General features: G+C 59.6%; 28 protein-coding genes. 17 read left to right on the top strand and 11 right to left on the bottom strand.

All coding sequences use genetic code 11. The annotated features are described in order from the left end of the window. Positions 1–40 precede the first annotated feature (40 nt). Together K1567_RS11860 and tldD are read left to right on the top strand one after the other, a co-directional pair. Complete coding sequence (locus K1567_RS11860; protein WP_220698518.1) at positions 41–889, top strand: carbon-nitrogen hydrolase family protein; 849 nt, start codon at positions 41–43, stop codon at positions 887–889. 16 nt (positions 890–905) lie between these two features. Next, complete coding sequence (tldD, locus tag K1567_RS11855) at positions 906–2,348, top strand: metalloprotease TldD (protein ID WP_034095901.1); 1,443 nt, start codon at positions 906–908, stop codon at positions 2,346–2,348. Positions 2,349–2,393: 45 nt separating this feature from the next. On the opposite strand, the gene yjgA is transcribed toward tldD, so the two are convergent. Further along, the gene (yjgA, locus tag K1567_RS11850; RefSeq protein ID WP_034111774.1) at positions 2,394–2,915 is read right to left on the bottom strand and encodes a ribosome biogenesis factor YjgA; all 522 of its coding nucleotides are present in this window, start codon (positions 2,913–2,915) and stop codon (positions 2,394–2,396) included. A gap of 108 nt (positions 2,916–3,023) precedes the next feature. On the opposite strand from yjgA, the gene pmbA reads away from it, so the two are divergent. The 6 genes from pmbA to K1567_RS11820 all read left to right on the top strand — a co-directional run bounded on the left by pmbA (position 3,024) and on the right by K1567_RS11820 (position 8,284). Further along, entirely contained in the window at positions 3,024–4,370 is a 1,347-nt protein-coding gene (pmbA, locus tag K1567_RS11845; RefSeq protein WP_034095903.1) for a metalloprotease PmbA, read from the top strand. A gap of 152 nt (positions 4,371–4,522) precedes the next feature. Further along, a complete protein-coding gene (locus K1567_RS11840) occupies positions 4,523–4,918 on the top strand; it encodes a hypothetical protein (RefSeq protein ID WP_034095904.1) in 396 nt (131 codons plus the stop codon). After that, positions 4,911–6,287, top strand: a complete 1,377-nt coding sequence (locus K1567_RS11835) for a lyase family protein (RefSeq protein WP_034095905.1) — start codon at positions 4,911–4,913, stop codon at positions 6,285–6,287. The genes K1567_RS11840 and K1567_RS11835 overlap by 8 nt, the downstream gene beginning before the upstream one ends. A 28-nt stretch (positions 6,288–6,315) precedes the next feature. After that, positions 6,316–6,744: a hypothetical protein gene (locus K1567_RS11830; protein ID WP_034095906.1), complete on the top strand. Its 429-nt coding sequence runs from the start codon at positions 6,316–6,318 to the stop codon at positions 6,742–6,744. Between the two features lies 1 nt (position 6,745). Beyond that, a complete protein-coding gene (locus K1567_RS11825) occupies positions 6,746–7,357 on the top strand; it encodes a superoxide dismutase (RefSeq protein WP_034095907.1) in 612 nt (203 codons plus the stop codon). A gap of 33 nt (positions 7,358–7,390) precedes the next feature. Continuing rightward, positions 7,391–8,284: a ZIP family metal transporter gene (locus K1567_RS11820; protein WP_034095908.1), complete on the top strand. Its 894-nt coding sequence runs from the start codon at positions 7,391–7,393 to the stop codon at positions 8,282–8,284. Between the two features lie 12 nt (positions 8,285–8,296). Here the strand turns inward: K1567_RS11820 and K1567_RS11815 are convergent, their stop codons facing one another. The 10 genes from K1567_RS11815 to K1567_RS11770 all read right to left on the bottom strand — a co-directional run bounded on the left by K1567_RS11815 (position 8,297) and on the right by K1567_RS11770 (position 15,314). After that, positions 8,297–8,569, bottom strand: coding sequence for an HPr family phosphocarrier protein (locus K1567_RS11815; RefSeq protein WP_034095909.1), 273 nt, complete (start codon positions 8,567–8,569; stop codon positions 8,297–8,299). Positions 8,570–8,585: 16 nt separating this feature from the next. Continuing rightward, positions 8,586–9,443 (bottom strand): RNase adapter RapZ, encoded by an 858-nt coding sequence (rapZ, locus tag K1567_RS11810; RefSeq protein WP_034095910.1) that lies wholly within the window; start codon positions 9,441–9,443, stop codon positions 8,586–8,588. Positions 9,444–9,445: 2 nt separating this feature from the next. Next, positions 9,446–9,910, bottom strand: a complete 465-nt coding sequence (ptsN, locus tag K1567_RS11805) for a PTS IIA-like nitrogen regulatory protein PtsN (protein ID WP_034095911.1) — start codon at positions 9,908–9,910, stop codon at positions 9,446–9,448. Between the two features lie 11 nt (positions 9,911–9,921). Then, positions 9,922–10,227, bottom strand: coding sequence for a ribosome hibernation-promoting factor, HPF/YfiA family (hpf, locus tag K1567_RS11800; RefSeq protein WP_034095912.1), 306 nt, complete (start codon positions 10,225–10,227; stop codon positions 9,922–9,924). A gap of 75 nt (positions 10,228–10,302) precedes the next feature. After that, the gene (locus K1567_RS11795; RefSeq protein ID WP_034111779.1) at positions 10,303–11,796 is read right to left on the bottom strand and encodes an RNA polymerase factor sigma-54; all 1,494 of its coding nucleotides are present in this window, start codon (positions 11,794–11,796) and stop codon (positions 10,303–10,305) included. A gap of 192 nt (positions 11,797–11,988) precedes the next feature. Then, positions 11,989–12,714 (bottom strand): LPS export ABC transporter ATP-binding protein, encoded by a 726-nt coding sequence (gene lptB, locus K1567_RS11790; protein WP_034095914.1) that lies wholly within the window; start codon positions 12,712–12,714, stop codon positions 11,989–11,991. After that, positions 12,714–13,247, bottom strand: coding sequence for a lipopolysaccharide transport periplasmic protein LptA (lptA, locus tag K1567_RS11785; RefSeq protein ID WP_034095915.1), 534 nt, complete (start codon positions 13,245–13,247; stop codon positions 12,714–12,716). Before lptA ends, lptB begins: the two co-directional genes overlap by 1 nt. Beyond that, positions 13,234–13,806, bottom strand: a complete 573-nt coding sequence (gene lptC / locus K1567_RS11780) for an LPS export ABC transporter periplasmic protein LptC (RefSeq protein WP_034095916.1) — start codon at positions 13,804–13,806, stop codon at positions 13,234–13,236. The genes lptA and lptC overlap by 14 nt, the downstream gene beginning before the upstream one ends. 8 nt (positions 13,807–13,814) lie before the next feature. Continuing rightward, positions 13,815–14,339, bottom strand: a complete 525-nt coding sequence (locus K1567_RS11775) for an HAD family hydrolase (protein WP_034095917.1) — start codon at positions 14,337–14,339, stop codon at positions 13,815–13,817. Next, the gene (locus K1567_RS11770) at positions 14,340–15,314 is read right to left on the bottom strand and encodes a KpsF/GutQ family sugar-phosphate isomerase (protein ID WP_034095918.1); all 975 of its coding nucleotides are present in this window, start codon (positions 15,312–15,314) and stop codon (positions 14,340–14,342) included. It abuts the gene before it with no gap. Positions 15,315–15,614: 300 nt separating this feature from the next. Between K1567_RS11770 and K1567_RS11765 the strand changes: the two genes are divergently transcribed. From K1567_RS11765 to hisD, 9 genes are all read left to right on the top strand, one after another. Next, on the top strand, positions 15,615–16,424 hold the full coding sequence (locus K1567_RS11765; RefSeq protein ID WP_034095919.1) for an ATP-binding cassette domain-containing protein: 810 nt from the start codon (positions 15,615–15,617) through the stop codon (positions 16,422–16,424). Then, complete coding sequence (gene mlaE, locus K1567_RS11760) at positions 16,424–17,221, top strand: lipid asymmetry maintenance ABC transporter permease subunit MlaE (protein WP_034095920.1); 798 nt, start codon at positions 16,424–16,426, stop codon at positions 17,219–17,221. Before K1567_RS11765 ends, mlaE begins: the two co-directional genes overlap by 1 nt. Further along, positions 17,221–17,688, top strand: coding sequence for an outer membrane lipid asymmetry maintenance protein MlaD (mlaD, locus tag K1567_RS11755; RefSeq protein WP_034095921.1), 468 nt, complete (start codon positions 17,221–17,223; stop codon positions 17,686–17,688). The genes mlaE and mlaD overlap by 1 nt, the downstream gene beginning before the upstream one ends. Before the next feature lie 11 nt (positions 17,689–17,699). After that, positions 17,700–18,347, top strand: a complete 648-nt coding sequence (locus tag K1567_RS11750) for a phospholipid-binding protein MlaC (RefSeq protein WP_034095922.1) — start codon at positions 17,700–17,702, stop codon at positions 18,345–18,347. After that, complete coding sequence (locus K1567_RS11745) at positions 18,344–18,649, top strand: lipid asymmetry maintenance protein MlaB (protein WP_034095923.1); 306 nt, start codon at positions 18,344–18,346, stop codon at positions 18,647–18,649. Before K1567_RS11750 ends, K1567_RS11745 begins: the two co-directional genes overlap by 4 nt. Before the next feature lie 114 nt (positions 18,650–18,763). Continuing rightward, complete coding sequence (locus tag K1567_RS11740) at positions 18,764–19,003, top strand: BolA family protein (RefSeq protein WP_034095924.1); 240 nt, start codon at positions 18,764–18,766, stop codon at positions 19,001–19,003. Positions 19,004–19,026: 23 nt separating this feature from the next. Then, entirely contained in the window at positions 19,027–20,292 is a 1,266-nt protein-coding gene (murA, locus tag K1567_RS11735) for a UDP-N-acetylglucosamine 1-carboxyvinyltransferase (protein ID WP_034095925.1), read from the top strand. 281 nt (positions 20,293–20,573) lie between these two features. Beyond that, complete coding sequence (gene hisG, locus K1567_RS11730) at positions 20,574–21,209, top strand: ATP phosphoribosyltransferase (protein WP_010213102.1); 636 nt, start codon at positions 20,574–20,576, stop codon at positions 21,207–21,209. A 126-nt stretch (positions 21,210–21,335) separates the two neighbouring features. Continuing rightward, positions 21,336–22,652, top strand: coding sequence for a histidinol dehydrogenase (gene hisD, locus K1567_RS11725; RefSeq protein ID WP_220698517.1), 1,317 nt, complete (start codon positions 21,336–21,338; stop codon positions 22,650–22,652). Position 22,653: the final 1 nt, after the last annotated feature.

Genomic DNA, 22,653 nt, shown 5'->3' with positions numbered 1-22,653 from the left:
CTCTTTTTTCCTGGTGCATGTCCATTGCGGAGTAGGCCCCATGTCCTTTGCGGTAATTCAAATGGTCAGCCAGAGTGACGTGCTGGCCAACCTGGCGCAGGCTCGGCGCCTGCTTGAGCAAGCGGCGGCGGGCGGGGCGAAGCTGGCGGTGTTGCCGGAAAACTTCGCTGCCATGGGCCGTCGCGATGTGGCGGACATCGGTCGCGCCGAGGCACTGGGCGAGGGCCCGATCCTGCCATGGTTGAAACAAGCCGCCCGCGACCTCACCTTATGGATAGTGGCTGGTACGTTGCCGTTGCCGCCAGAGGGCCAACCGCAGGCCAAGTCCAACGCCTGCTCGCTATTGATCGATGACCATGGCGAAATCGCTGCCCGTTACGACAAGCTGCATCTGTTCGATGTGGACGTTGCCGATGCGCGAGGTCGCTATCGCGAGTCCGACGACTATGCTTTTGGAAGCAACGTGGTGGTGGCGGACACGCCGGTGGGGCGCTTGGGCTTGTCGGTGTGTTATGACCTGCGCTTCCCGGAGCTGTACAGCGAATTGCGTGCAGCGGGGGCCGAACTGATTACCGCGCCGTCGGCGTTTACCGCAGTGACCGGCGCTGCGCATTGGGATGTGCTGATTAGGGCACGGGCCATCGAGACCCAATGCTACCTGCTCGCGGCGGCTCAGGGCGGTGTGCATCCGGGGCCACGGGAAACCTACGGCCACGCGGCGATTGTCGACCCGTGGGGACGGGTGCTGGCACAACAGGATCAAGGCGAAGCGGTGCTGTTAGCCGCTCGCGACAGCAGTGAACAAGCGTCGATTCGGGCGCGCATGCCGGTGGTCAACCACCGGCGCTTTTTCTCGCAGGGCGCACAGCGGCCTGCTTCGGAACGATGAATTTAAGGCCAAATCTATGAGCGAGTTGTTGTCCTCAGTCAGTGAACACCTCCTGGCACCCGGTGGCGTGACCATCGAAAACTTGCAAACGGTGCTGGGTGATCTGGCCGGGCCGGGCATCGACGCGGCCGACCTGTATTTCCAGGGGCAGATTTCCGAGTCCTGGTCCCTGGAAGACGGCATCGTCAAGGAAGGCAGTTTCAACCTTGACCAAGGCGTGGGCGTGCGTGCGCAGTCCGGTGAAAAAACCGGCTTTGCCTACAGCAACGCCATTACTCTGGAAGCCCTGGGGCTGGCGGCTCGCGCGGCGCGCTCGATTTCCCGCGCCGGCCAGCATGGCACGGTGCAGGCGTTCAGCAGCCAGGACGTGGCCCAGCTATACGCACCGGATAATCCTTTGGAAGTGATCAGCCGTGCCGAGAAGGTCGAGCTGCTCAAGCGTGTCGACGCCGCCACTCGCGCCCTCGACCCGCGTATCCAGCAGGTCAGCGTCAGCATGGCCGGTGTGTGGGAGCGCATCTTGGTGGCATCCACCGATGGCAGCCTGGCGGCGGATGTGCGGCCGCTGGTGCGCTTCAACGTCAGCGTGATCGTCGAGCAGAACGGCCGTCGCGAGCGCGGCGGCCATGGCGGTGGCGGGCGAACCGATTACCGTTATTTCCTCAGTGAGGATCGTGCCATGGGCTATGCCCGTGAAGCACTGCGTCAGGCATTGGTGAATCTGGAAGCCATTCCGGCGCCAGCGGGCACGTTGCCCGTAGTGCTGGGGTCGGGTTGGTCCGGGGTGTTGCTTCACGAAGCAGTGGGCCACGGCCTGGAAGGTGACTTCAACCGCAAGGGCAGCTCGGCCTACAGCGGGCGCATGGGCGAGCGCGTGGCGTCGTCACTGTGCACAATCGTCGACGACGGTACCCTCGCCGGTCGCCGTGGTTCGCTGAGCGTGGACGACGAAGGCACCCCTACCGAGTGCACCACCTTGATCGAAAACGGCGTGCTCAAGGGCTATATGCAGGACAAGCTCAACGCGCGTCTGATGGGTGTGGCACGCACCGGTAACGGTCGGCGCGAATCCTATGCGCACCTGCCGATGCCGCGCATGACCAACACCTACATGCTCGCTGGCGAAAGCGACCCGGCGGAAATCATCGCCTCGGTCAAACGCGGCATCTACTGTGCCAACCTCGGCGGCGGCCAGGTGGATATCACCAGCGGTAAGTTCGTGTTTTCCACCAGCGAGGCGTATTTGATCGAGGACGGCAAAATCACCGCGCCGGTCAAAGGCGCCACGTTGATCGGCAACGGGCCGGAAGCCATGAGCAAGGTGTCCATGGTGGGTAACGATCTGTCCCTGGACAGCGGCGTGGGTACTTGCGGTAAAGATGGGCAGTCGGTGCCGGTGGGTGTCGGCCAGCCAACGCTGAAGATTGATGCGATCACCGTGGGGGGCACGGGCTCGTAAGCACGGGAGCTACGGGTGGCGAAGGCCGCCACCCGGGGAAGAGGATCAGCGCAGGCCGCGTTGAGTCTCGTCCAGCTCACGGATGTACTTGAAGATTTTACGGCTGGTGGCCGGCGCCTTGTTATGCGCCAGCTCGTGCTGGGCCTGACGGATCAGGGAGCGCAGTTGTTGGCGGTCCGCGTCCGGGTAGTCCAGCACGAACTTCTCCAGCACCGCGTCATCGCCCGAGATCAGGCGGTCACGCCAACGCTCCAGGTTATGGAAGCGTTCGTTGTACTGGCGAGTGGAGGCATCGGTTTGATCGAGCAAGGTGAGAATGGCGTCAATGTCCTGATCGCGCATCAGCTTGCCGATAAACGAGATATGCCGTTTGCGCGCGATATTCGAGGTGTGCTTGGGCGCATCCGCAAGCGCCCGGCGCATTTCGTCGGTCAGTGGCAGTTTGGCAATCAAGTCTTTTTTGAGCGTTGTAAGGCGCTCGCCGAGGTCAACCAGAGCATGCAGCTCACGTTTGACCTGGGATTTGCTTTTCTCCCCATCGAGGGAGTCGTCGTAAGAATCAACCATGGTGGCAGTCCGCAAAGAAACGCCGCCATGATAACCAGTCGGGGGCCGCTTGTCCGGCCCGGTCGCTCGATGGCCTTAACCGAAAGCAGAATTTGAGTGGAGAAAACCATGAGTGCAGCCCAAAGCGTCGGTCCGCAAGCGTTACCGGCACTGCAGGAACAAGTCGAGCAGATTCTTGCCGAGGCCAAGCGCCAGGGGGCCAGTGCCTGTGAAGTCGCGGTGTCGCTGGAGCAGGGGCTGTCGACGTCGGTGCGTCAGCGTGAAGTGGAAACTGTTGAGTTCAATCGCGACCAGGGGTTTGGCATCACCTTGTATGTGGGGCAGCGCAAAGGTTCGGCGAGTACCTCGGCCAGTGGCGCGGAGGCGATCCGCGAGACGGTTGCCGCTGCATTGGCGATCGCCAAGCACACTTCCGAGGATGAAAGTTCGGGTCTGGCCGATAAAGCCCTGATGGCCAAGGATGTAAAGGACTTTGATCTTTTCCATGCCTGGGACATCACCCCGGAACAGGCCATCGAGCAGGCGCTGGTCTGTGAGGCCGCAGCATTTGACGCCGATTCTCGGATCAAGAACGCCGATGGCACCACGCTCAATACCCACCAAGGCTGCCGTGTATACGGCAACAGCCACGGTTTTATCGGCGGTTACGCGTCCACTCGCCATAGTTTGAGCTGCGTGATGATCGCCGAGGCCAATGGCCAGATGCAGCGGGATTACTGGTATGACGTGAACCGTCAGGGCGAACTCCTGGCTGACCCTGTCAGCATCGGCCAGAAGGCCGCGCAGCGTGCCGCGAGCCGCCTGGGCGCGCGTCCGGTGCCGACCTGCGAAGTGCCGGTCCTGTTTTCTGCGGAACTGGCCGGCGGTTTGTTCGGCAGTTTCCTCGGGGCGATTTCCGGCGGCAATCTGTATCGCAAATCCTCGTTCCTGGAAGGGGCAATCGGCCAAACGCTGTTTCCAGAATGGCTGACCATCGATGAACGCCCGCACTTGATGCGTGCCATGGGCAGCACCTCGTTCGACGGTGATGGCTTGGCGACCTATGCCAAGCCGTTCGTCGAGAAAGGCGAGTTGGTGTCCTATGTGCTGGGTACTTATTCCGGTCGCAAGCTCGGGTTGCCCAGCACCGCGAATGCGGGGGGCGTGCATAACCTGTTCGTGACCCACGGCGATGAAGATCAGGCAGCGCTGTTGCGGCGTATGGGCCGTGGCCTGCTGGTCACCGAGTTGATGGGCCATGGCCTGAACATGGTCACCGGTGACTATTCGCGCGGCGCGGCGGGGTTCTGGGTGGAGAACGGCGAGATTCAGTTTGCCGTCCAGGAAGTCACCATTGCTGGCAATATGCGTGACATGTTTAAGCAAATCATTGCGGTGGGGAATGACGTAGAGCGGCGCAGCAACATCCACACCGGTTCGGTATTGATTGAGCGGATGACGGTCGCCGGCAGCTGATCCTTCCGACTGACCGCCCACAAAAAAGGCGCGCCATCTCACAGATGGCGCGCCTTTTTTGTGGGCGGCTGAAAAGTCGACTTAACGCCTATGCTTGTTTTGATTCTCAATATCATTTAATAATAAATATCATTACCGAGCGAGTGTGGATCATGAATTCTGTCCTGCACGAGGATCCTTACCTGGAAAGTTGGCGCTGGATGAGCCGTCAGATCCGCTGCGGTCTGGACCCCAACGAACCGCGGCTGATCGAACATTACCTCAGCGAGGGTCGATACCTGGCGTGCTGCACCGCAACGCACCCGTGGACCATCGCTGAAACCTCGTTTCGCCTGTTGATCGACACCGCCAGTGATATCGCCTTGCCCTGGCACTGGCGATCACTGTGTCTGGATCAAGCCTGGCGCCCGTTGCGCGACCTGGAAAAACTCTCTCATTGCGCCTGTCGCCTCAAGCGCTGGCAGGCCTTTGCCTGGCAGTTGGCAACGTGCCAGTTGCTGCCGTCCCTTTCTGTTTCTGACCTGGTGCAAGGATCTTCCGATGAGTAACACCCGTATCGAACGCGACAGCATGGGCGAACTGCATGTTCCCGCCGATGCCCTGTATGGCGCCCAGACCCAACGCGCGGTGAACAATTTCCCGATCAGCCATCAGCCAATGCCCGCGCAGTTCATTCGCGCGCTGATCTTGGCCAAAGCGGCGGCTGCCAAGGTGAACGTGGAGCTCAAGCAAATCAGCGAAGGGCAGGGCAAGGCCATCGTCGATGCCGCCCAGGGCTTGCTGGAAGGCGATTACATGCGCCATTTCCCGGTGGATATCTTCCAGACCGGCTCCGGCACCAGCTCCAATATGAATGCCAATGAAGTGATTGCAACCTTGGCCAGCCGTTTGCTGGGTGAGGCGGTCAACCCCAATGACCATGTGAACTGCGGCCAGAGCAGCAACGACATCATTCCCACCACTATCCATGTGAGTGCCGCACTGGTCCTGCATGAGCAAGCGCTGCCGGCTCTGCTGCATCTGGTGCAGGTGATCGAACACAAGGCTGAAGAGGTTCACCCCTTTATCAAGACCGGCCGTACGCACCTGATGGACGCCATGCCCGTGCGCATGAGCCAGGTACTCAACGGTTGGGCGCAGCAACTCAAGGCCAATATCGGCCACTTGCAGGATTTGCTGCCCAGCCTGCAAGCCTTGGCCCAAGGCGGGACTGCGGTGGGCACTGGCATCAACGCACATCCGCAATTCGCGGCGCGCTTCAGCCAGCAACTCAGCAGCCTGACCGGCGTTAAGTTCACGCCGGGCAAGGACCTGTTTGCATTGATTGGCTCTCAGGACACCGCCGTCGCCGTTTCAGGCCAGTTGAAAGCCACTGCGGTGTCGCTGATGAAAATCGCCAATGACCTGCGCTGGATGAACTCCGGTCCGCTGGCAGGTCTGGGTGAGATCGAGTTGGAGGGGCTGCAACCGGGCTCGTCGATAATGCCGGGCAAGGTCAATCCGGTGATTCCGGAAGCAACCGCCATGGTCGCAGCGCAGGTGATCGGCAATGACACGGTAATCACCGTCGCCGGTCAGTCCGGCAATTTTGAGCTAAACGTGATGCTGCCGGTCATCGCCCAGAACTTGCTCAGCAGCCTGGAGCTGCTAGCCAGCTCCAGCCGCCTGCTGGCCGATAAAGCCATCGCCAGCTTCAAGGTCAACGAAGCCAAGCTCAACGAGGCGTTATCGCGCAATCCGATTCTGGTGACAGCGCTCAACCCGATCATCGGTTACCAGAAAGCCGCTGAAATCGCCAAGAAGGCCTATCAGCAGGGGCGTCCGGTGCTCGATGTGGCGCTTGAACACACCGATTTGCCGCGCAGCCAATTGGAAACGCTGTTGGACCCGGAAAAACTCACCGCCGGCGGCGTGTAATCACCCCACCCTGCTTTGGAGGCTCACCATGGAGCACTGGAAACGCACGATCGAACGGGCTAATCGATGCTTCATGCAGGGCGAATGGGTGGACGCGCGCGAGGCGTATCTGCAGGCCCTTGCCCTGGCCCAGGTGCTGTTCGAACGCTGGGCGGATGCCGACGAGGCCGTGGCAGCCTGCGTGATTTCCCATCACAACCTCGCGGACCTGCACCTGCGCCTCAACCAGCCGGAAGAAAGCGCGGAGTATCTGTGCGCCATTCACCAACGCTTGCTGCAGACCATGCAGGACCCACGCCTCACCCCGCAACTGCGTGACGCCGCAGCGCGCCAGAGCAGCAAAACCTACGTTGAACTGTTGAATTTCATCAGCGAGCACGGCGAGTACCCGCGTACCCATCGCTTGCTCGGAGGTGCCGCAGCCCAACCGACCACGCCTCACTACGGAGCACACTGATATGGCTTACACCTTGCCTGCTTTGCCTTATGCCTACGATGCCCTGGAGCCGCACATTGATGCGCAAACCATGGAAATTCACTACACCAAGCACCATCAGACATACATCAATAACCTCAACGCAGCGGTGCAAAGCACTGAGTTCGCTGAATGGCCGGTAGAAAAACTGGTCGCCAGCGTACAACAACTGCCGGAAAAACTGCGTGCGGCTGTGATCAACCAAGGAGGCGGGCACGCCAACCATTCTTTGTTCTGGGAAGTGATGTCGCCCCAGGGCGGCGGCAAACCGGAGGGCGTGCTGGGTCAGGCAATTGACCAGCAGTTGGGCGGTTTCGAGAGTTTCAAAGAGGCGTTTACCAAAGCGGCGTTGACCCGCTTCGGCAGTGGCTGGGCCTGGTTGAGCGTCACCCCGCAGAAGACACTGGTGGTGGAAAGCAGCGGCAATCAGGACAGCCCGTTGATGAATGGCAATACGCCGATCCTTGGACTGGACGTCTGGGAGCACGCGTATTACCTGCGCTATCAGAACCGCCGCCCGGAATACATCAATGCCTTCTACAGTGTTATCAACTGGCCAGAAGTCGCCGCCCGCTATCAGGCTGCCATGGCTTGATGCGTCTCTCCATGACAAGCACTAAGGCCGACTATGGGCACTGAAACTCTGGCGATCGGCAGCGTGCGATTGTTTCGTTATGCATTTGGCTCGCTGCTGCTGTTGGCAGGTACTGCATTGCTGGTGGCCCATGGTCTGGCCTGGCTCGACTTGGAACCGCGCATCCTGCGGGCGCTGCAGGGTGGTTCGATTTGCGCCCTGGGCACTGCACTGGGCGCGGTGCCGGTATTGGTGATAAAACGCATGCCGGCTGCCTTGAACGATACGTTGCTAGGCTTCGGGGCGGGTGTGATGCTGGCTGCCACCGCGTTTTCGCTGGTGGTGCCGGGCATCGCGGCAGCTGAAAGCCTTGGGCTTTCGCCCTGGGGGGCCAGTGGCCTGGTCAGCTTCGGCATCATGTTGGGGGCGTTCGGGCTTTATTTGGTTGACCGCAAGGTCTCAGGCGCCAGCCCGGAAATGCTGGTGGGTACGCCGGAGCACCCGGTGATTGCGCCACGCATCTGGCTGTTTGTGTTTGCGATCATTGCCCACAACATTCCGGAAGGCATGGCGGTGGGCGTATCGGCGGGGGGCGGAATGCCGGATGCCGATAGCCTGGCCATGGGCATTGCTTTGCAGGATGTGCCCGAAGGCCTGGTGATTGCGTTGGTGCTGGCGGGTGCGGGCATGTCGCGGGTCAAGGCCTTCATGATCGGCGCCGCGTCGGGGCTGGTCGAACCCGTATTTGCCGTGCTCTGCGCCTGGCTGGTAAGCCTGGCGGAAATGCTGCTGCCCCTTGGGCTGGCGCTGGCCGCTGGGGCGATGCTGCTGGTGGTCACTCACGAAGTGATCCCGGAGTCGCGGCGCAATGGCCACGAAAAGCTAGCCAGCCTGGGCCTATGTATCGGGTTTTGCGTGATGATGGCGATGGATACCGCGTTGGGATAAAGCGCCGGGAGGTTATTCCCCTTCGTCGAAGAAGTTGTTGATCAACTCTACCAAGGCGTCCATTGCCTCTTTTTCTTGATCGCCTTCGGTCTCCAGGTGAATCGTAGTGCCCTTGCCGGCCGCCAACATCATCATCGCCATGATACTTTTGCCATCAACCATCGACTCCGGCGTGCGTCCTGCGCGGATTTTGCAGGGGTATTTTCCAGCAACGCCGACAAATTTTGCCGAGGCCCGGGCGTGGAGGCCCAGCTTGTTGATGATTTCAATTTCACGAGCGGGCATCGCGTGAGTGTTCCTTTCAGCTGAGGTCGCGGTGGCGAACCTGGACGTTCTTGAGGGTTTGTTGCAGCACCTGACCCAGGCGCTCCGTCAGGTAAACCGAGCGGTGATGGCCGCCGGTGCAGCCGATGGCGATGGTCACATAGGCTCGGTTGCTTGCGGCAAAACGTGGCAGCCACTTGAGCAGGTAAGTGGAGATGTCCTGGAACATCTCCTCCACATCCGGTTGCGCCGCCAGGTAATCAGCGACCGGCTGATCCAGCCCGGACTGGTCACGCAATTCCGGCTTCCAGTAAGGGTTAGGCAGGCAGCGCACATCGAACACCAGATCGGCGTCTACCGGCATGCCGCGCTTGAACCCAAAGGACTCCACGAGAAAGGCCGTGCCAGGCTCCGGCTGGTTCAGCAGCCGCAGCTTGATAGCATCGCGCAGTTGATACAGGTTGAGGCTGGTGGTATTGATCTTCAGGTCGGCCAGATCGATGATCGGCCCCAGCAGCTTGGTCTCGTCCTCAATCGCTTCGGCAAGGGAGCGATGGGGGCTGCTGAGCGGGTGGCGCCGCCGGGTTTCGGAGAAGCGCTTGAGCAGGGTCTCCTCGTCGGCATCCAGGTACAGCACATCGCAGTGAATATGCTTGGCGCGCACTTCCTCCAACAGCTCAGGGAACCGGGAAAGGTGGCTGGGCAAGTTGCGGGCATCGATCGACACGGCAACCAGCGGCTGCGCTAGCTCAGTGTGGATCAGCGCGCGTTCGGCCAGTTCCGGCAGCAACCCGGCGGGCAGGTTGTCGATGCAATAAAAGCCACTGTCCTCCAGAACATTCAGGGCAGTACTTTTACCAGAGCCGGAGCGGCCACTGACGATGATCAAACGCATGATTACTTCTCGTTTTGTTCATCCAGAACAACCTGATAGAGCGCTTCATTGCTGCTGGCGCTGCGTAGTCTGTTACGTACTTCCTTGCGATCAAGCATGCTGGCGATCTGCCGAAGCAGTTCCAGATGCGCATCGGTGGCAGCTTCCGGGACCAGCAGGACAAACAGCAGGTCGACCGGTGCGCCGTCGATGGCGTCGAAATCGATGGGGGCTTCCAGGTGTATCAGAGCGCTTATCGGATCTGCGCACCCTTTGAGGCGGCAGTGTGGAATCGCGATGCCGTTACCAAAACCGGTGGAACCCAGTTTTTCACGGGCGACGAGCGCCTCGAAGACATCTTGCATCTCCAGATCCGGCACTTCGCGAGCGATCAGGTTGGCAATTTGTTCGAGGGCTTTTTTCTTGCTGCCGCCCGGCACGTTCACGAGGGAACGGCCGGGGGTCAGGATAGTTTCAAGTCGGATCATGGGGGGGAGAGTTAGCGACCTGTACCTTGCATCAGGTGCAGATTCTTTTCCTTATGCTTTATGAGTTGGCGGTCAAGCTTTTCGTACAGCGAGTCAATCGCGGCATACATGTCGTCATGTTCGGCATTGGCGACGACTTTGGCATTCGGTATGTGCAGGGTGGCCTCGATTTTCTGCTTGAGCTTATCGACCTCCATGATGACCTGCACATTGGTAATTTTGTCGAAGTGCCCCGCAAGCTTGTTCAGCTTGCTCTCGGTGTACTCACGCAGGGGCTTGGTGACTTCCAGCTGGTGTCCACTGATGTTGACTTGCATACAGCTTCTCCTTCGTTGCCAGTGCATAAAGCGGCAGGCCGGGATGCCTGCCACTGGAACGCTATGGCCCGCCCGTCACATCAAACGCTTACGCTCGCTGGAAGGCGCGATCCCAAGGGACTCGCGATATTTGGCGACGGTTCGACGGGCGACCTGAATGCCTTGTGCCTCCAGTAAACCAGCGATCTTGCTGTCACTCAACGGCTTTTTCTGATTTTCCGCGGCAACCAGTTTTTTGATGATCGCGCGGATCGCCGTGGACGAGCATTCGCCGCCTTCGGAAGTGCTGACATGGCTGGAGAAAAAGTACTTCAGCTCATAAATACCCCGTGGGGTATGCATGAATTTCTGCGTGGTCACCCGTGAAATTGTCGACTCGTGCATGCCGACCGCCTCGGCGATGTCATGCAGCACCAGCGGTTTCATCGCTTCGTCGCCGTATTCCAGGAAGCCGCGCTGATGCTCGACGATCTGGGTGGCGACTTTCATCAGGGTTTCATTGCGGCTTTGCAGGCTCTTGATGAACCAGCGCGCTTCTTGCAGCTGATTGCGCATGAAGGTGTTATCGGCGCTGGTATCGGCGCGGCGCACGAACCCGGCATATTGCGGATTGACGCGCAGGCGCGGCACCGACTCCTGATTCAGCTCCACCAGCCAGCGCTCGTTGTCCTTGCGTACGATAACGTCTGGGACAACGTATTCGGCTTCGCTGGACTCGATCTGCGAGCCTGGGCGAGGGTTGAGGCTTTGCACCAGCTCGATGACTTGGCGCAGCTCGTCTTCCTTGAGCTTCATGCGTCGCATCAGTTGGCTGTAGTCGCGGCTGCCCAGCAGATCGATGTAATCGGTGACCAAACGCTGGGCTTCGCTGAGCCAAGGGGTCTTGGCGGGCAACTGACGCAATTGCAGCAGCAGGCACTCGCTGAGGCTGCGGGCGCCAATGCCGGCAGGCTCGAACTGCTGGATGCGGTGCAGGACGGCTTCGATTTCGTCCAGCTCGATATCCAGTTCCGGGTCGAAGGCCTCAAGGATCTCCTCAAGGGTTTCGTCCAGATAGCCCTGGTTGTTGATGCAGTCGATCAGGGTCACGGCGATCAACCGATCGGTGTCCGACATCGGCGCCAGGTTCAACTGCCACAACAGGTGGCTTTGCAAGCTTTCGCCGGCGGAAGTCCGGGTGGTGAAATCCCACTCGTCATCGTCGCTGCTGGGCAGGCTGCTGGCGCTGGTCTGGTAGACGTCTTCCCAGGCAGTGTCCACGGGAAGCTCGTTGGGAATACGCTCGTTCCATTCACCTTCCTCCAGGTTATCCACCGTCGGGGCGGTTTCCTGATAGGAGGGTTCCTGCACATCGGAGTTGGGTTTTTGCTCGATGTTGTCAGCCAACGGATCTGCATTATCGAAGTCGTCGCCTTCTTCCTGGCGTTCGAGCATCGGATTGGACTCCAGAGCCTCCTGGATCTCCTGTTGCAGGTCCAAGGTCGACAATTGGAGCAGGCGGATGGCCTGTTGCAGCTGCGGTGTCATCGTCAGCTGCTGGCCCATTCTCAGGACTAGCGATGGTTTCATGGCAGGGGCTTAACACCTTATTCGCCGGCGCAATGCGCCATCCACGACAGGGCGCGTGAGCGCCAAACATAAGCAAATTATATGCCTGATATCGGGGGCTTTGCCTAGAGCGCGGTAACAATAAAAATCCAGAGGCTTTCATTGCATCCGCGCACCAGGCTAACGTCCTGCCAACGCCTTGCTAAAGGCTGTTTACAGGCGGAACTCGTGGCCCAGGTACACTTCCTTGACCAGTTCGTTGGCCAGGATGGTGGCGGCATCGCCTTCGGCGATCAGTTGACCATCGTTGACGATATAGGCGGTTTCGCAGATATCGAGGGTCTCACGTACGTTATGGTCGGTAATCAATACCCCGATGCCCTTGGCCTTGAGGTGATGGATGATCTGTTTGATATCGCCAACCGAAATCGGGTCGACGCCGGCAAACGGTTCGTCCAGCAAGATGAACTTGGGCGCGGTGGCCAGTGCGCGAGCAATTTCCACACGACGACGCTCGCCACCGGACAGGCTCATGCCAAGGTTGTCGCGAATGTGGTTGATGTGGAACTCCTGCAGCAGGTTTTCCAACTCCGCGCGACGGCCATCCCGGTCAAGCTCCTTGCGAGTCTCCAGGATCGCCATGATGTTGTCGGCGACCGAGAGTTTGCGGAAGATCGACGCTTCTTGCGGAAGATAGCCGATACCGGCGCGGGCGCGACCGTGCATCGGTTGGTGGCTGACGTCCAGATCGTCAATCAGCACGCGGCCTTGGTCCGCTTGAACCAGGCCGACGATCATGTAGAAACAGGTGGTCTTGCCGGCACCGTTGGGGCCGAGCAAGCCGACGATCTGGCCGCTGTCAATCGACAGGCTGACATCGCGCACGACCTGACGGCTTTTATAGGCCTTGGCCAGATGCTGGGCTTTCAGGGTTGCCATTACTCGGCCTTCTTCTTCGGCTGGATAACCATGTCGATGCGTGGGCGCGGTGCGCTGACCTTGGTACCGTTGGCGCGGCCCGCCTGGGCGACCTGAGTCTTGGTGTTGTACACGATCTTCTCGCCTTCGGTGGAGTTACCGTCGGCGCTCAGCACCTTGGCCTGATCGATCAGCACAATGCGGTTCTGCTGCGCATGATACTGGATGGTCTTGCCATAGCCCTTCATCGGGCCTGGATCTTCTGCCTTTTGCTTCTGTTCGAAGTAGGCAAGGTTGCCCACCGACGTCACCACGTCGATGTCGCCTGCCGGGGTGCGCGTCAGAGTTACCGTGTTGCCGGTGATCTTCATCGAACCCTGAATAATGATCACGTCGCCCTTGTAAGTGGCAACGCCTTGCTTGTCATCCAACTGAGCATCGTCAGCCTGGATGCGGATAGGCTGCTCGCTATCGTTCGGCAGAGCCCAGGCGCTCACGCTTCCCAGTGCTGCGCCAAGACCGAGCAAAATCGGGAGAGTTTTAACGAGCCTCATACTGTCCTCTTACGTTCGATAGCAGGTGTATCCTGCTTTCTTTCAAATACGCTTTCATTCCCTTGCCAGTCGATACACCGCCAGCGCCGTCGATTCTAACGTCTTGCTCGGTCTGCGCATATTGCTTCTGTGGGAATACGGTCATGCGACTGCTGGTAATAATGGTGTCGCGGTTCTGCGCATCGGTACGCGCGACGCGCACTGAGTCGATCAGTTCGACTTCGGTGCCATCTGGGTTCACCTCGCCACGCTTGCTAGTCACGTGCCACGGAAACTCCGTGCCGCGATACAGGTTCAAGTCCGGGTTGGTCAGCAGGGTCACCTCGCTGGCCTTCAAATGCTCGACTTTGTCCGAGGTCATTTCGTATTGCACCTTGCCATCGGGCAGGAACTGCACGCTGTAGGCGTTGGTGGCGTAATAGTCGATAGCCCCATCGTCGACCTGCGCCACAGGTCGGTCGAGAAACCGCTCCGGGCTGATATTCCAGTAGCCCACCGCCAGGAACAGCGCGGCGATGACTCCGAATAACAGGAAGTTGCGAATCTTTTTGCTCAGCATAAAACGCTCTATAGGTAGGCGGCGTGGGCCGCTTCAAGACGGTCTTGGGCGCGCAGTATCAGCTCGCAGAATTCGCGGGCGGCACCTTCGCCGCCACGGGCAGTGGTGATGCCATGGGCGTGCTCGCGAACGAACGCCGCCGCGTTAGCCACCGCCATGCCCAGCCCGACCCGGCGGATCACCGGCAAGTCGGGCAGGTCGTCACCGAGGTAGGCGACCTGTTCATAGCTTAGGTTGAGTTGGCCCAATAGTTCGTCCAGAACTACCAGTTTATCCTCGCGGCCCTGATACAGGTGAGGAATCCCCAGGTTTTGCGCGCGACGTTCCACCACTGGCGTCTTGCGACCGCTGATAATGGCGGTCTGTACCCCTGCGGCCATCAGCATCTTGATGCCTTGGCCGTCCAGTGTGTTGAATGTTTTAAATTCGCTGCCATCTTCGAGGAAATACAAGCGGCCGTCGGTCAGCACGCCGTCAACGTCGAAGACGGCCAATTTGATGCGCTTGCCGCGTTGTAACAGGTCGTTGCTCAATTACATCACTCCCGCACGCAGCAAATCGTGCATGTTCAAGGCGCCAATCGGGCGGTCATCGCTATTGACCACTACCAGCGCACCGATTTTATGGTCTTCCATGATCTTCAGCGCTTCGGCTGCCAGCATGTCAGGACGCGCGGTCTTGCCATGGGGCGTCATCACCGCATCGATGGTGGCGGTATGGATATCGATGGTGCGGTCCAGAGTCCGACGCAAGTCACCGTCGGTGAATACGCCGGCCAGGCGGCCATCAGCTTCGAGGATCACCGTCATGCCCAGGCCCTTGCGGGTCATTTCCATCAATGCGTCCTTGAGCAGAGTGCCGCGTTGGACGTGAGGCAGCTCATCGCCCGAATGCATGACGTTCTCCACCTTCAACAGCAAGCGACGGCCCAGCGCACCGCCCGGGTGGGAAAACGCGAAGTCCTCGGCGGTAAACCCGCGAGCTTCCAGCAGCGCCACGGCCAGGGCATCTCCCATGACCAGCGCGGCGGTAGTGGAGGAGGTCGGGGCCAGATTCAGTGGGCAGGCTTCGTGGGCCACATGCACGTTCAGATTGACTTCAGCAGCCTTGGCCAGGGTCGATTCCGGGTTGCCGGTGATGCTGATCATCTGGATGCCTAGGCGTTTGATCAACGGCAGCAGCGTCACGATTTCGTTGGTGGTGCCGGAATTGGATAGGGCCAGGATGATGTCATCCTTGGTGATCATGCCCATGTCACCGTGGCTGGCTTCGGCCGGATGCACGAAAAACGCTGTGGTGCCGGTGCTGGCCAGGGTGGCGGCGATCTTGTTGCCTATATGGCCGGATTTACCCATGCCGACCACGACAACGCGACCCTTGCTGGCCAGGATCATCTCGCAGGCGCGTACGAAATCTGCGTCGATATGGGCCAGCAAACCCTCTACGGCTTCAAGCTCGAGGCGGATAGTGCGTTGTGCGGATTGAATAAGGTCGCTGGATTGGCTCATGTCTGAAATCGTATAGCCTGACGAAAAGTCGGCGATTATAGCGGTAATGTTCAATTCCCTCACGCAAGTTCGTCAGGGTTTATTCGGTAGTCGCCTGAGATTCATGCTCAGCAACGTTTTTTCCTGGCCCCGAAACTGAACTGGCGTTGTTCCGGCCTTGGGGGCGTTGTACCAGCAGTGATATAGTTCGCGGCCAGTTCGGTCCGCTCAGTCCCTGTGGCTATCTATATTGCGCAGCCGTTGCAAACGTTTGTCGCATAGATGGTGTCTGAGTGAGAAGCTGCATCCCAAGGAGTTTAGATGAGTGCCGATAACGCCTACGCGGTCGAGCTGAAGGGACTGACCTTCAAGCGCGGGACGCGCAGCATCTTCAATAACGTCGATATTCGCATTCCCCGCGGCAAGGTCACCGGCATCATGGGGCCTTCCGGTTGCGGCAAGACCACCCTGTTGCGTTTGATGGGCATGCAATTGCGCCCGAACGCCGGTGAGGTGTGGGTCAACGGCCAGAACCTGCCGACGCTGTCGCGCAGCGATCTGTTCGATGCGCGCAAGCACATGGGCGTGTTGTTCCAGAGTGGGGCACTGTTCACCGACCTCGATGTGTTCGAGAACGTGGCGTTTCCGCTGCGGGTGCATACGCAACTGTCCGATGAAATGATTCGTGACATTGTTTTGTTGAAGCTCCAGGCCGTGGGCCTGCGCGGCGCCATCGACCTGATGCCTGACGAGCTGTCCGGCGGTATGAAGCGTCGCGTCGCCCTGGCGCGCGCCATTGCCCTTGATCCCCAGATCCTTATGTACGACGAGCCCTTTGTTGGTCAGGACCCGATCGCCATGGGGGTGCTGGTGCGCCTGATCCGTCTGCTGAACGATGCATTGGGGATCACCAGTATCGTGGTCTCCCACGACCTGGCGGAAACCGCGAGCATCGCCGACTACCTGTACGTCGTCGGCGATGGTCAGGTGTTGGGGCAGGGCACGCCTGAGGAATTGATGAATGCCGACAACCCGCGCATTCGCCAATTCATGACCGGCGATCCCGACGGCCCCGTGCCTTTTCACTTTCCGGCGGCGGACTACCGCGCAGATCTTCTGGGGAAGCGCTGATGCGCAAGACATCTCTTATCGAAAAGGTTCGCCTTTTCGGTCGCTCGGGCATCGACATCGTCGAAGTGCTGGGTCGTTCGACGATTTTTCTATTTCACGCGTTACTAGGCCGCGGCGGCATTGGTGGCGGCTTTGGTCTGTTGATCAAGCAGTTGCACGCAGTGGGTGTGATGTCCCTGGTGATTATCGTGGTCTCCGGCGTCTTCATTGGCATGGTACTGGCGTTGCAAGGCTTCAATATCCTGTCCAGTTACGGTTCGGAGCAGGCGGTGGGGCAGATGGTGGCCCTGACGCTGTTACGCGAGCTGGGGCCGGTGGTGACTGCATTGTTGTTCGCTGGGCGCGCGGGTTCCGCGCTGACCGCCGAAATCGGCAATATGAAGTCCACCGAGCAGTTGTCCAGCCTGGAAATGATTGGCGTGGACCCGCTCAAATACATTGTTGCCCCGCGCCTGTGGGCTGGCTTCATTTCTCTTCCATTGCTGGCGATGATCTTCAGTGTGGTGGGTATCTGGGGTGGTTCTTGGGTCGCGGTAGACTGGCTGGGCGTCTACGACGGCTCCTACTGGGCCAACATGCAGAACAGCGTGACCTTCAACGGTGACGTGCTCAACGGCGTTATAAAGAGCATCGTCTTTGCCTTTGTAGTGACCTGGATCGCCGTATTCCAAGGCTATGACTGTGAGCCCACTTCAGAAGGGATCAGTCGCGCCACCACCAAGACCGTTGTGTACGCCTCGCTGGCGGTACTGGGCCTTGACTTCATTTTGACCGCCTTGATGTTTGGAGATTTCTGATGCAAAACCGCACTGTGGAAATCGGTGTCGGCCTTTTCTTGCTGGCTGGCATCCTGGCTTTACTGTTGCTGGCCCTTCGGGTCAGTGGCCTGTCGGCCAGCCCCACCGCCGACACTTATAAACTTTACGCGTACTTCGACAATATCGCCGGTTTGACTGTCAGAGCCAAAGTGACCATGGCCGGCGTGACGATCGGCAAGGTCACGGCAATCGATCTGGATCGCGATAGCTTCACGGGTCGAGTGACGATGCAGCTGAACAAGAAGGTCGACAACCTGCCGACCGACTCCACTGCGTCTATCCTCACCGCGGGTCTGCTGGGCGAGAAGTACATTGGTATCAGCGTGGGCGGGGAAACAGCCTTGCTCAAGGATGGTTCGACCATCCACGACACGCAGTCGTCGCTGGTGCTTGAAGACCTGATCGGTAAATTCCTGCTCAATACGGTCAATAAAGACGCTAAATGAGGAATCTGTACATGATCTCTACCTTACGACGTGGCCTTCTGGTACTGCTTGCAGCGCTGCCGTTGTTGGCTAACGCGGCGGGTTCTGCGCACGATCTGGTGCAGGACACGACCAACAAAATGTTGGCTGACCTGACGGCTAACAAAGAACAGTACAAGCAAGACCCGAGTAAGTTTTACGACGCGCTCAATACCATTGTCGGGCCGGTGGTCGATGCCGAAGGCATTTCCCGCAGCATCATGACGGTCAAGTATTCGCGTAAGGCGACGCCTGAGCAGATGCAGCGCTTCCAGGAAAATTTCAAGCGCGGCCTGTTTCAGTTCTATGGCAACGCATTGCTTGAGTACAACAACCAGGGCATTACCGTTGCGCCAGCCGGCGACGAATCGGGTAATCGCACCAGCGTCAACATGAGCGTCAAAGGCAACAACGGCGCGATCTACCCGGTGCAATACACCCTGGAGAAGATCCAAGGCGAGTGGAAGCTGCGTAACGTGATCATCAACGGCATCAATATCGGCAAGCTGTTCCGTGATCAGTTCGCCGATGCGATGCAGCGCAATGGCAACGACCTGGACAAGACCATCAACGGCTGGGCCGGGGAAGTCGCCAAGGCCAAGGAAACATCCGACAAAGAAGCCGGGAAGTCTGCGCAATGATCGAGTCGGCTGTTCGTCTTGGCGATGCCGGCGAGCTGTTTCTCAGCGGCGTGCTGGATTACCGTACCGGGCCTGACCTGCGCAAGCAGGGCCAGGCACTGATCAAGACCAGTACCGCGCCCGCGCTGGTGCTGGATTGCTCGGCGGTGACCAAGTCCAGCAGCGTCGGATTATCGTTGTTGCTGTGCTTCATGCGCGATGCCGAGGCGGCCAAGAAGTCGGTCAGCATCCGTGCGTTACCCGACGACATGCGCGAAATTGCCGAGGTTTCCGGTCTGACCGAGCTGTTGGCGCATCCTTAATACACATATTCAAGCAAGCCCCCCGTCAGAGTCCTGCTATGCGGGGTTCGCAGGCGCGGGGCTTTTTTGTATGATGTGCGACCCGCGCGCACTGGGCGCCGATAGAGGTTGAGCATGCAGGCCCTAGAAGTTAAGAGCTTCCTTGAAGGAAAGCTGCCGAATACTGAGGTTGTAGTTGAAGGCGAAGGCTGCAATTTCCAGCTGAACGTGATTAGCGATGAACTGGCGGCATTGAGCCCGGTCAAGCGTCAGCAGCAGATCTATGCCCATTTAAACCCGTGGATCACCGATGGCAGCATCCATGCGGTCACTATGAAATTTTTCAGCCGCGCGGCCTGGGCCGAGCGCACCTGAGCCCCCAAGGCGTCGAGATTCTTATGGATAAATTGATTATTACCGGCGGTGCCCGCCTTGATGGCGAGATCCGCATCTCCGGTGCGAAAAACTCCGCCTTGCCGATTCTGGCTGCGACCCTGCTGTGCGATGGCCCGGTGACCGTGGCCAATCTGCCGCATCTGCACGACATCACCACCATGATCGAGCTGTTCGGTCGCATGGGCATCGAGCCGGTGATTGACGAGAAACTGGCTGTCGAAATCGACCCGCGTACCATCAAAACCCTGATCGCTCCGTACGAATTGGTGAAAACCATGCGTGCATCGATCCTGGTGCTGGGCCCGATGGTTGCCCGTTTCGGCGAAGCCGAAGTGGCACTGCCTGGCGGTTGCGCCATTGGCTCGCGTCCGGTGGACCTGCACATCCGTGGTCTGGAAGCGATGGGCGCGATCATCGACGTCGAAGGCGGCTACATCAAGGCCAAGGCACCGGAAGGCGGCCTGCGGGGCGCGAACTTCTTCTTCGATACCGTCAGCGTGACCGGTACCGAGAACATCATGATGGCCGCTGCCCTGGCCAACGGCCGCAGCGTACTGCAAAACGCCGCCCGCGAGCCGGAAGTAGTCGACCTGGCTAACTTCCTGAACGCCATGGGGGCGAAGGTTTCCGGCGCTGGCACCGACACCATCACCATTGATGGCGTAGAGCGTCTGCACACCGCAACCTACAAGGTTATGCCCGACCGGATCGAGACCGGCACCTACTTGGTCGCCGCCGCCGTCACCGGTGGTCGCGTCAAGGTCAAGGATACCGATCCGACCATCTTGGAAGCGGTCCTGGAAAAACTCCGTGAAGCCGGTGCCGAAATCACCTGCGGCGAAGACTGGATCGAACTGGACATGCACGGCAAGCGGCCAAAAGCCGTCAACGTGCGTACCGCGCCGTACCCGGCGTTCCCGACAGACATGCAGGCGCAGTTCATTTCCTTGAACGCGATTGCAGAAGGCACCGGTGCCGTGATCGAGACCATCTTCGAAAACCGCTTCATGCACGTATACGAGCTGCACCGCATGGGCGCGAAGATCCAGGTTGAAGGCAACACTGCCATCGTGACCGGGATCGACAAGCTCAAGGGCGCGCCAGTAATGGCCACCGACCTGCGTGCCTCGGCCAGCCTGGTAATCTCCGCGTTGTGTGCGGACGGTGACACCTTGATCGACCGCATCTACCACATAGACCGCGGTTACGAGTGCATCGAAGAAAAACTGCAGATGCTCGGCGCAAAAATTCGCCGCGTACCGGGCTAGTCCTGGAACTGAAAACACCGCCACTGTAGTGAGCGGGCTTGCTGTGGTGAGTGGGCTTGCTGTGGTGAGCGGGCTTGCCCCGCGCCCCGCGCTGGACTGCGCAGCAGTCCCCGCTTTGGGGTCGCTACGCAACCCCGCGCCTGGCAAGCCCGCTCACCACACACGGTGTCAGTTCGCGGTATGCTGAATGTGTTCCAAATCGAGGCTGTCATGGCCTCGATCTGTGTCTGGCGCCGTTTGCGACCGGACAGCAATAGCCTGATGAAGGATTGACGTTTCCCATGTTGACCATCGCACTGTCCAAGGGCCGTATCCTTGACGACACTTTGCCGCTTCTGGCTGAAGCGGGCATCGTGCCGACCGAGAATCCGGACAAGAGCCGCAAGCTGATCATCCCCACGACCCAGGACGACGTTCGTCTGTTGATCGTAAGGGCTACTGACGTGCCGACCTATGTTGAGCATGGCGCGGCCGACCTCGGCGTCGCCGGCAAGGACGTGCTGATGGAATATGGCGGTCAGGGCCTGTATGAGCCGCTGGACCTGCGCATTGCGCTGTGCAAGCTGATGACCGCCGGTCGCGTCGGTGACGTTGAACCCAAGGGCCGCCTGCGCGTGGCCACCAAGTTCGTCAATGTCGCCAAGCGCTACTACGCCGAACAAGGCCGTCAGGTCGATATCATCAAGCTCTACGGCTCGATGGAGCTGGCGCCGCTGATCGGCCTGGCCGACAAGATCATCGACGTGGTCGATACCGGCAATACCCTGCGTGCCAACGGTCTCGAACCACAGGAATTTATCGCTGACATCAGCTCCCGTCTGATCGTCAACAAGGCATCTATGAAGATGCAACACGCCCGTATCCAGGCGTTGATCGACACCCTGCGCAAGGCAGTGGAGTCTCGACACCGCGGTTGACCCACACGCGCGGCCTTAGGCTGCGCCCGTCTATCCGCCTCATAGCCAGAATTCTCAGGTGCCCAAGCGGAGCGAACGGTAGTTTAGGGCGCCTGAGTTTTTTGCCAATCCTATGAGGCCCTCGCTATGACCACGTCCACTGCAATTGCCCGACTCAACGCTGCCGATCCGGATTTCGCCCATCATCTGGATCATCTGCTGAGCTGGGAAAGCGTGTCCGACGATTCGGTCAACCAGCGGGTGCTCGACATCATCAAGGCGGTGCGCGAGCGTGGCGACGCCGCACTGGTGGACTTCACCCGTCAGTTCGACGGTTTGGACGTCCAGTCCATGTCCGATCTGATCCTGCCTCGCGAGCGCCTGGAGCTGGCCCTGACCCGCATCACCGCCCCCCAGCGCGAAGCCCTGGAAGTGGCGGCGGCAAGGGTTCGCAGTTACCACGAAAAACAGAAGCAGGATTCCTGGAGCTACACCGAAGCCGATGGCACGGTGCTGGGCCAGAAGGTCACGCCGCTCGACCGTGCAGGCCTGTACGTGCCGGGCGGCAAAGCGTCGTACCCGTCGTCGGTTCTGATGAATGCTATCCCGGCCAAAGTTGCCGGTGTGGCTGAAGTGGACATGGTGGTGCCGACCCCGCGCGGTGAAATCAACGAATTGGTGCTAGCCGCCGCGTGCATCGCCGGTGTCGACCGCGTCTTCACCATCGGTGGCGCCCAGGCCGTGGCGGCCTTGGCCTATGGCACCGAGAGCGTGCCAAAGGTCGACAAGGTGGTCGGCCCCGGCAATATTTACGTGGCTACCGCCAAGCGCCACGTCTTTGGCCAGGTCGGTATCGACATGATCGCCGGCCCGTCGGAGATCCTGGTGGTGTGCGACGGCCAGACCGATCCGGACTGGATCGCCATGGATTTGTTCTCCCAAGCCGAGCATGACGAAGACGCTCAGGCGATCCTGGTCAGCCCGGATGCCGAGTTCCTCGATAAGGTCGCGGCCAGCATCAATAAGCTGCTGCCGACCATGGAGCGTGCCGAGATCATCGAGAAGTCGATCAATGGCCGCGGTGCGTTGATCCTGGTGCGTGATATGGAGCAAGCCATCGAAGTGGCCAACCGCATCGCGCCCGAGCACTTGGAGCTGTCCGTGGCTGACCCACAGGCCTGGCTGCCGTCGATTCGCCACGCCGGTGCGATCTTCATGGGGCGCCACACCAGCGAAGCCCTGGGCGATTACTGCGCCGGCCCCAACCACGTACTGCCCACCTCCGGCACCGCGCGCTTCTCGTCGCCGCTGGGGGTGTATGACTTCCAGAAGCGTTCTTCGATCATCTTCTGCTCGCCACAGGGCGCGTCCGAGCTGGGCAAGACCGCTTCGGTGCTGGCCCGTGGTGAATCGCTGAGCGCCCACGCGCGCAGCGCCGAATATCGCATCGCCAAGGGAGAGTAAG

Source organism: Pseudomonas sp. S5F11, from assembly GCF_019641515.1.
Lineage (GTDB): Bacteria > Pseudomonadota > Gammaproteobacteria > Pseudomonadales > Pseudomonadaceae > Aquipseudomonas > Aquipseudomonas rhodesiae.
This window is presented reverse-complemented; position numbering and strand designations above follow the sequence as displayed.

Coding starts and splice junctions, on each gene's coding strand:
- K1567_RS11840 (WP_034095904.1), top strand. CDS start 4,523: ATGAATTCTGTCCTGCACGAGGATCCTTACCTGGAAAGTTGGCGCTGG.
- K1567_RS11860 (WP_220698518.1), top strand. CDS start 41: ATGTCCTTTGCGGTAATTCAAATGGTCAGCCAGAGTGACGTGCTGGCC.
- K1567_RS11835 (WP_034095905.1), top strand. CDS start 4,911: ATGAGTAACACCCGTATCGAACGCGACAGCATGGGCGAACTGCATGTT.
- hisG (WP_010213102.1), top strand. CDS start 20,574: ATGTTGACCATCGCACTGTCCAAGGGCCGTATCCTTGACGACACTTTG.
- yjgA (WP_034111774.1), bottom strand. CDS start 2,915: ATGGTTGATTCTTACGACGACTCCCTCGATGGGGAGAAAAGCAAATCC.
- K1567_RS11745 (WP_034095923.1), top strand. CDS start 18,344: ATGATCGAGTCGGCTGTTCGTCTTGGCGATGCCGGCGAGCTGTTTCTC.
- murA (WP_034095925.1), top strand. CDS start 19,027: ATGGATAAATTGATTATTACCGGCGGTGCCCGCCTTGATGGCGAGATC.
- lptA (WP_034095915.1), bottom strand. CDS start 13,247: ATGAGGCTCGTTAAAACTCTCCCGATTTTGCTCGGTCTTGGCGCAGCA.
- mlaD (WP_034095921.1), top strand. CDS start 17,221: ATGCAAAACCGCACTGTGGAAATCGGTGTCGGCCTTTTCTTGCTGGCT.
- ptsN (WP_034095911.1), bottom strand. CDS start 9,910: ATGATCCGACTTGAAACTATCCTGACCCCCGGCCGTTCCCTCGTGAAC.
- mlaE (WP_034095920.1), top strand. CDS start 16,424: ATGCGCAAGACATCTCTTATCGAAAAGGTTCGCCTTTTCGGTCGCTCG.
- K1567_RS11740 (WP_034095924.1), top strand. CDS start 18,764: ATGCAGGCCCTAGAAGTTAAGAGCTTCCTTGAAGGAAAGCTGCCGAAT.
- hpf (WP_034095912.1), bottom strand. CDS start 10,227: ATGCAAGTCAACATCAGTGGACACCAGCTGGAAGTCACCAAGCCCCTG.
- K1567_RS11770 (WP_034095918.1), bottom strand. CDS start 15,314: ATGAGCCAATCCAGCGACCTTATTCAATCCGCACAACGCACTATCCGC.
- pmbA (WP_034095903.1), top strand. CDS start 3,024: ATGAGTGCAGCCCAAAGCGTCGGTCCGCAAGCGTTACCGGCACTGCAG.
- K1567_RS11820 (WP_034095908.1), top strand. CDS start 7,391: ATGGGCACTGAAACTCTGGCGATCGGCAGCGTGCGATTGTTTCGTTAT.
- tldD (WP_034095901.1), top strand. CDS start 906: ATGAGCGAGTTGTTGTCCTCAGTCAGTGAACACCTCCTGGCACCCGGT.
- K1567_RS11765 (WP_034095919.1), top strand. CDS start 15,615: ATGAGTGCCGATAACGCCTACGCGGTCGAGCTGAAGGGACTGACCTTC.
- K1567_RS11815 (WP_034095909.1), bottom strand. CDS start 8,569: ATGCCCGCTCGTGAAATTGAAATCATCAACAAGCTGGGCCTCCACGCC.
- rapZ (WP_034095910.1), bottom strand. CDS start 9,443: ATGCGTTTGATCATCGTCAGTGGCCGCTCCGGCTCTGGTAAAAGTACT.
- lptB (WP_034095914.1), bottom strand. CDS start 12,714: ATGGCAACCCTGAAAGCCCAGCATCTGGCCAAGGCCTATAAAAGCCGT.
- lptC (WP_034095916.1), bottom strand. CDS start 13,806: ATGCTGAGCAAAAAGATTCGCAACTTCCTGTTATTCGGAGTCATCGCC.
- K1567_RS11825 (WP_034095907.1), top strand. CDS start 6,746: ATGGCTTACACCTTGCCTGCTTTGCCTTATGCCTACGATGCCCTGGAG.
- K1567_RS11830 (WP_034095906.1), top strand. CDS start 6,316: ATGGAGCACTGGAAACGCACGATCGAACGGGCTAATCGATGCTTCATG.
- K1567_RS11750 (WP_034095922.1), top strand. CDS start 17,700: ATGATCTCTACCTTACGACGTGGCCTTCTGGTACTGCTTGCAGCGCTG.
- K1567_RS11795 (WP_034111779.1), bottom strand. CDS start 11,796: ATGAAACCATCGCTAGTCCTGAGAATGGGCCAGCAGCTGACGATGACA.
- hisD (WP_220698517.1), top strand. CDS start 21,336: ATGACCACGTCCACTGCAATTGCCCGACTCAACGCTGCCGATCCGGAT.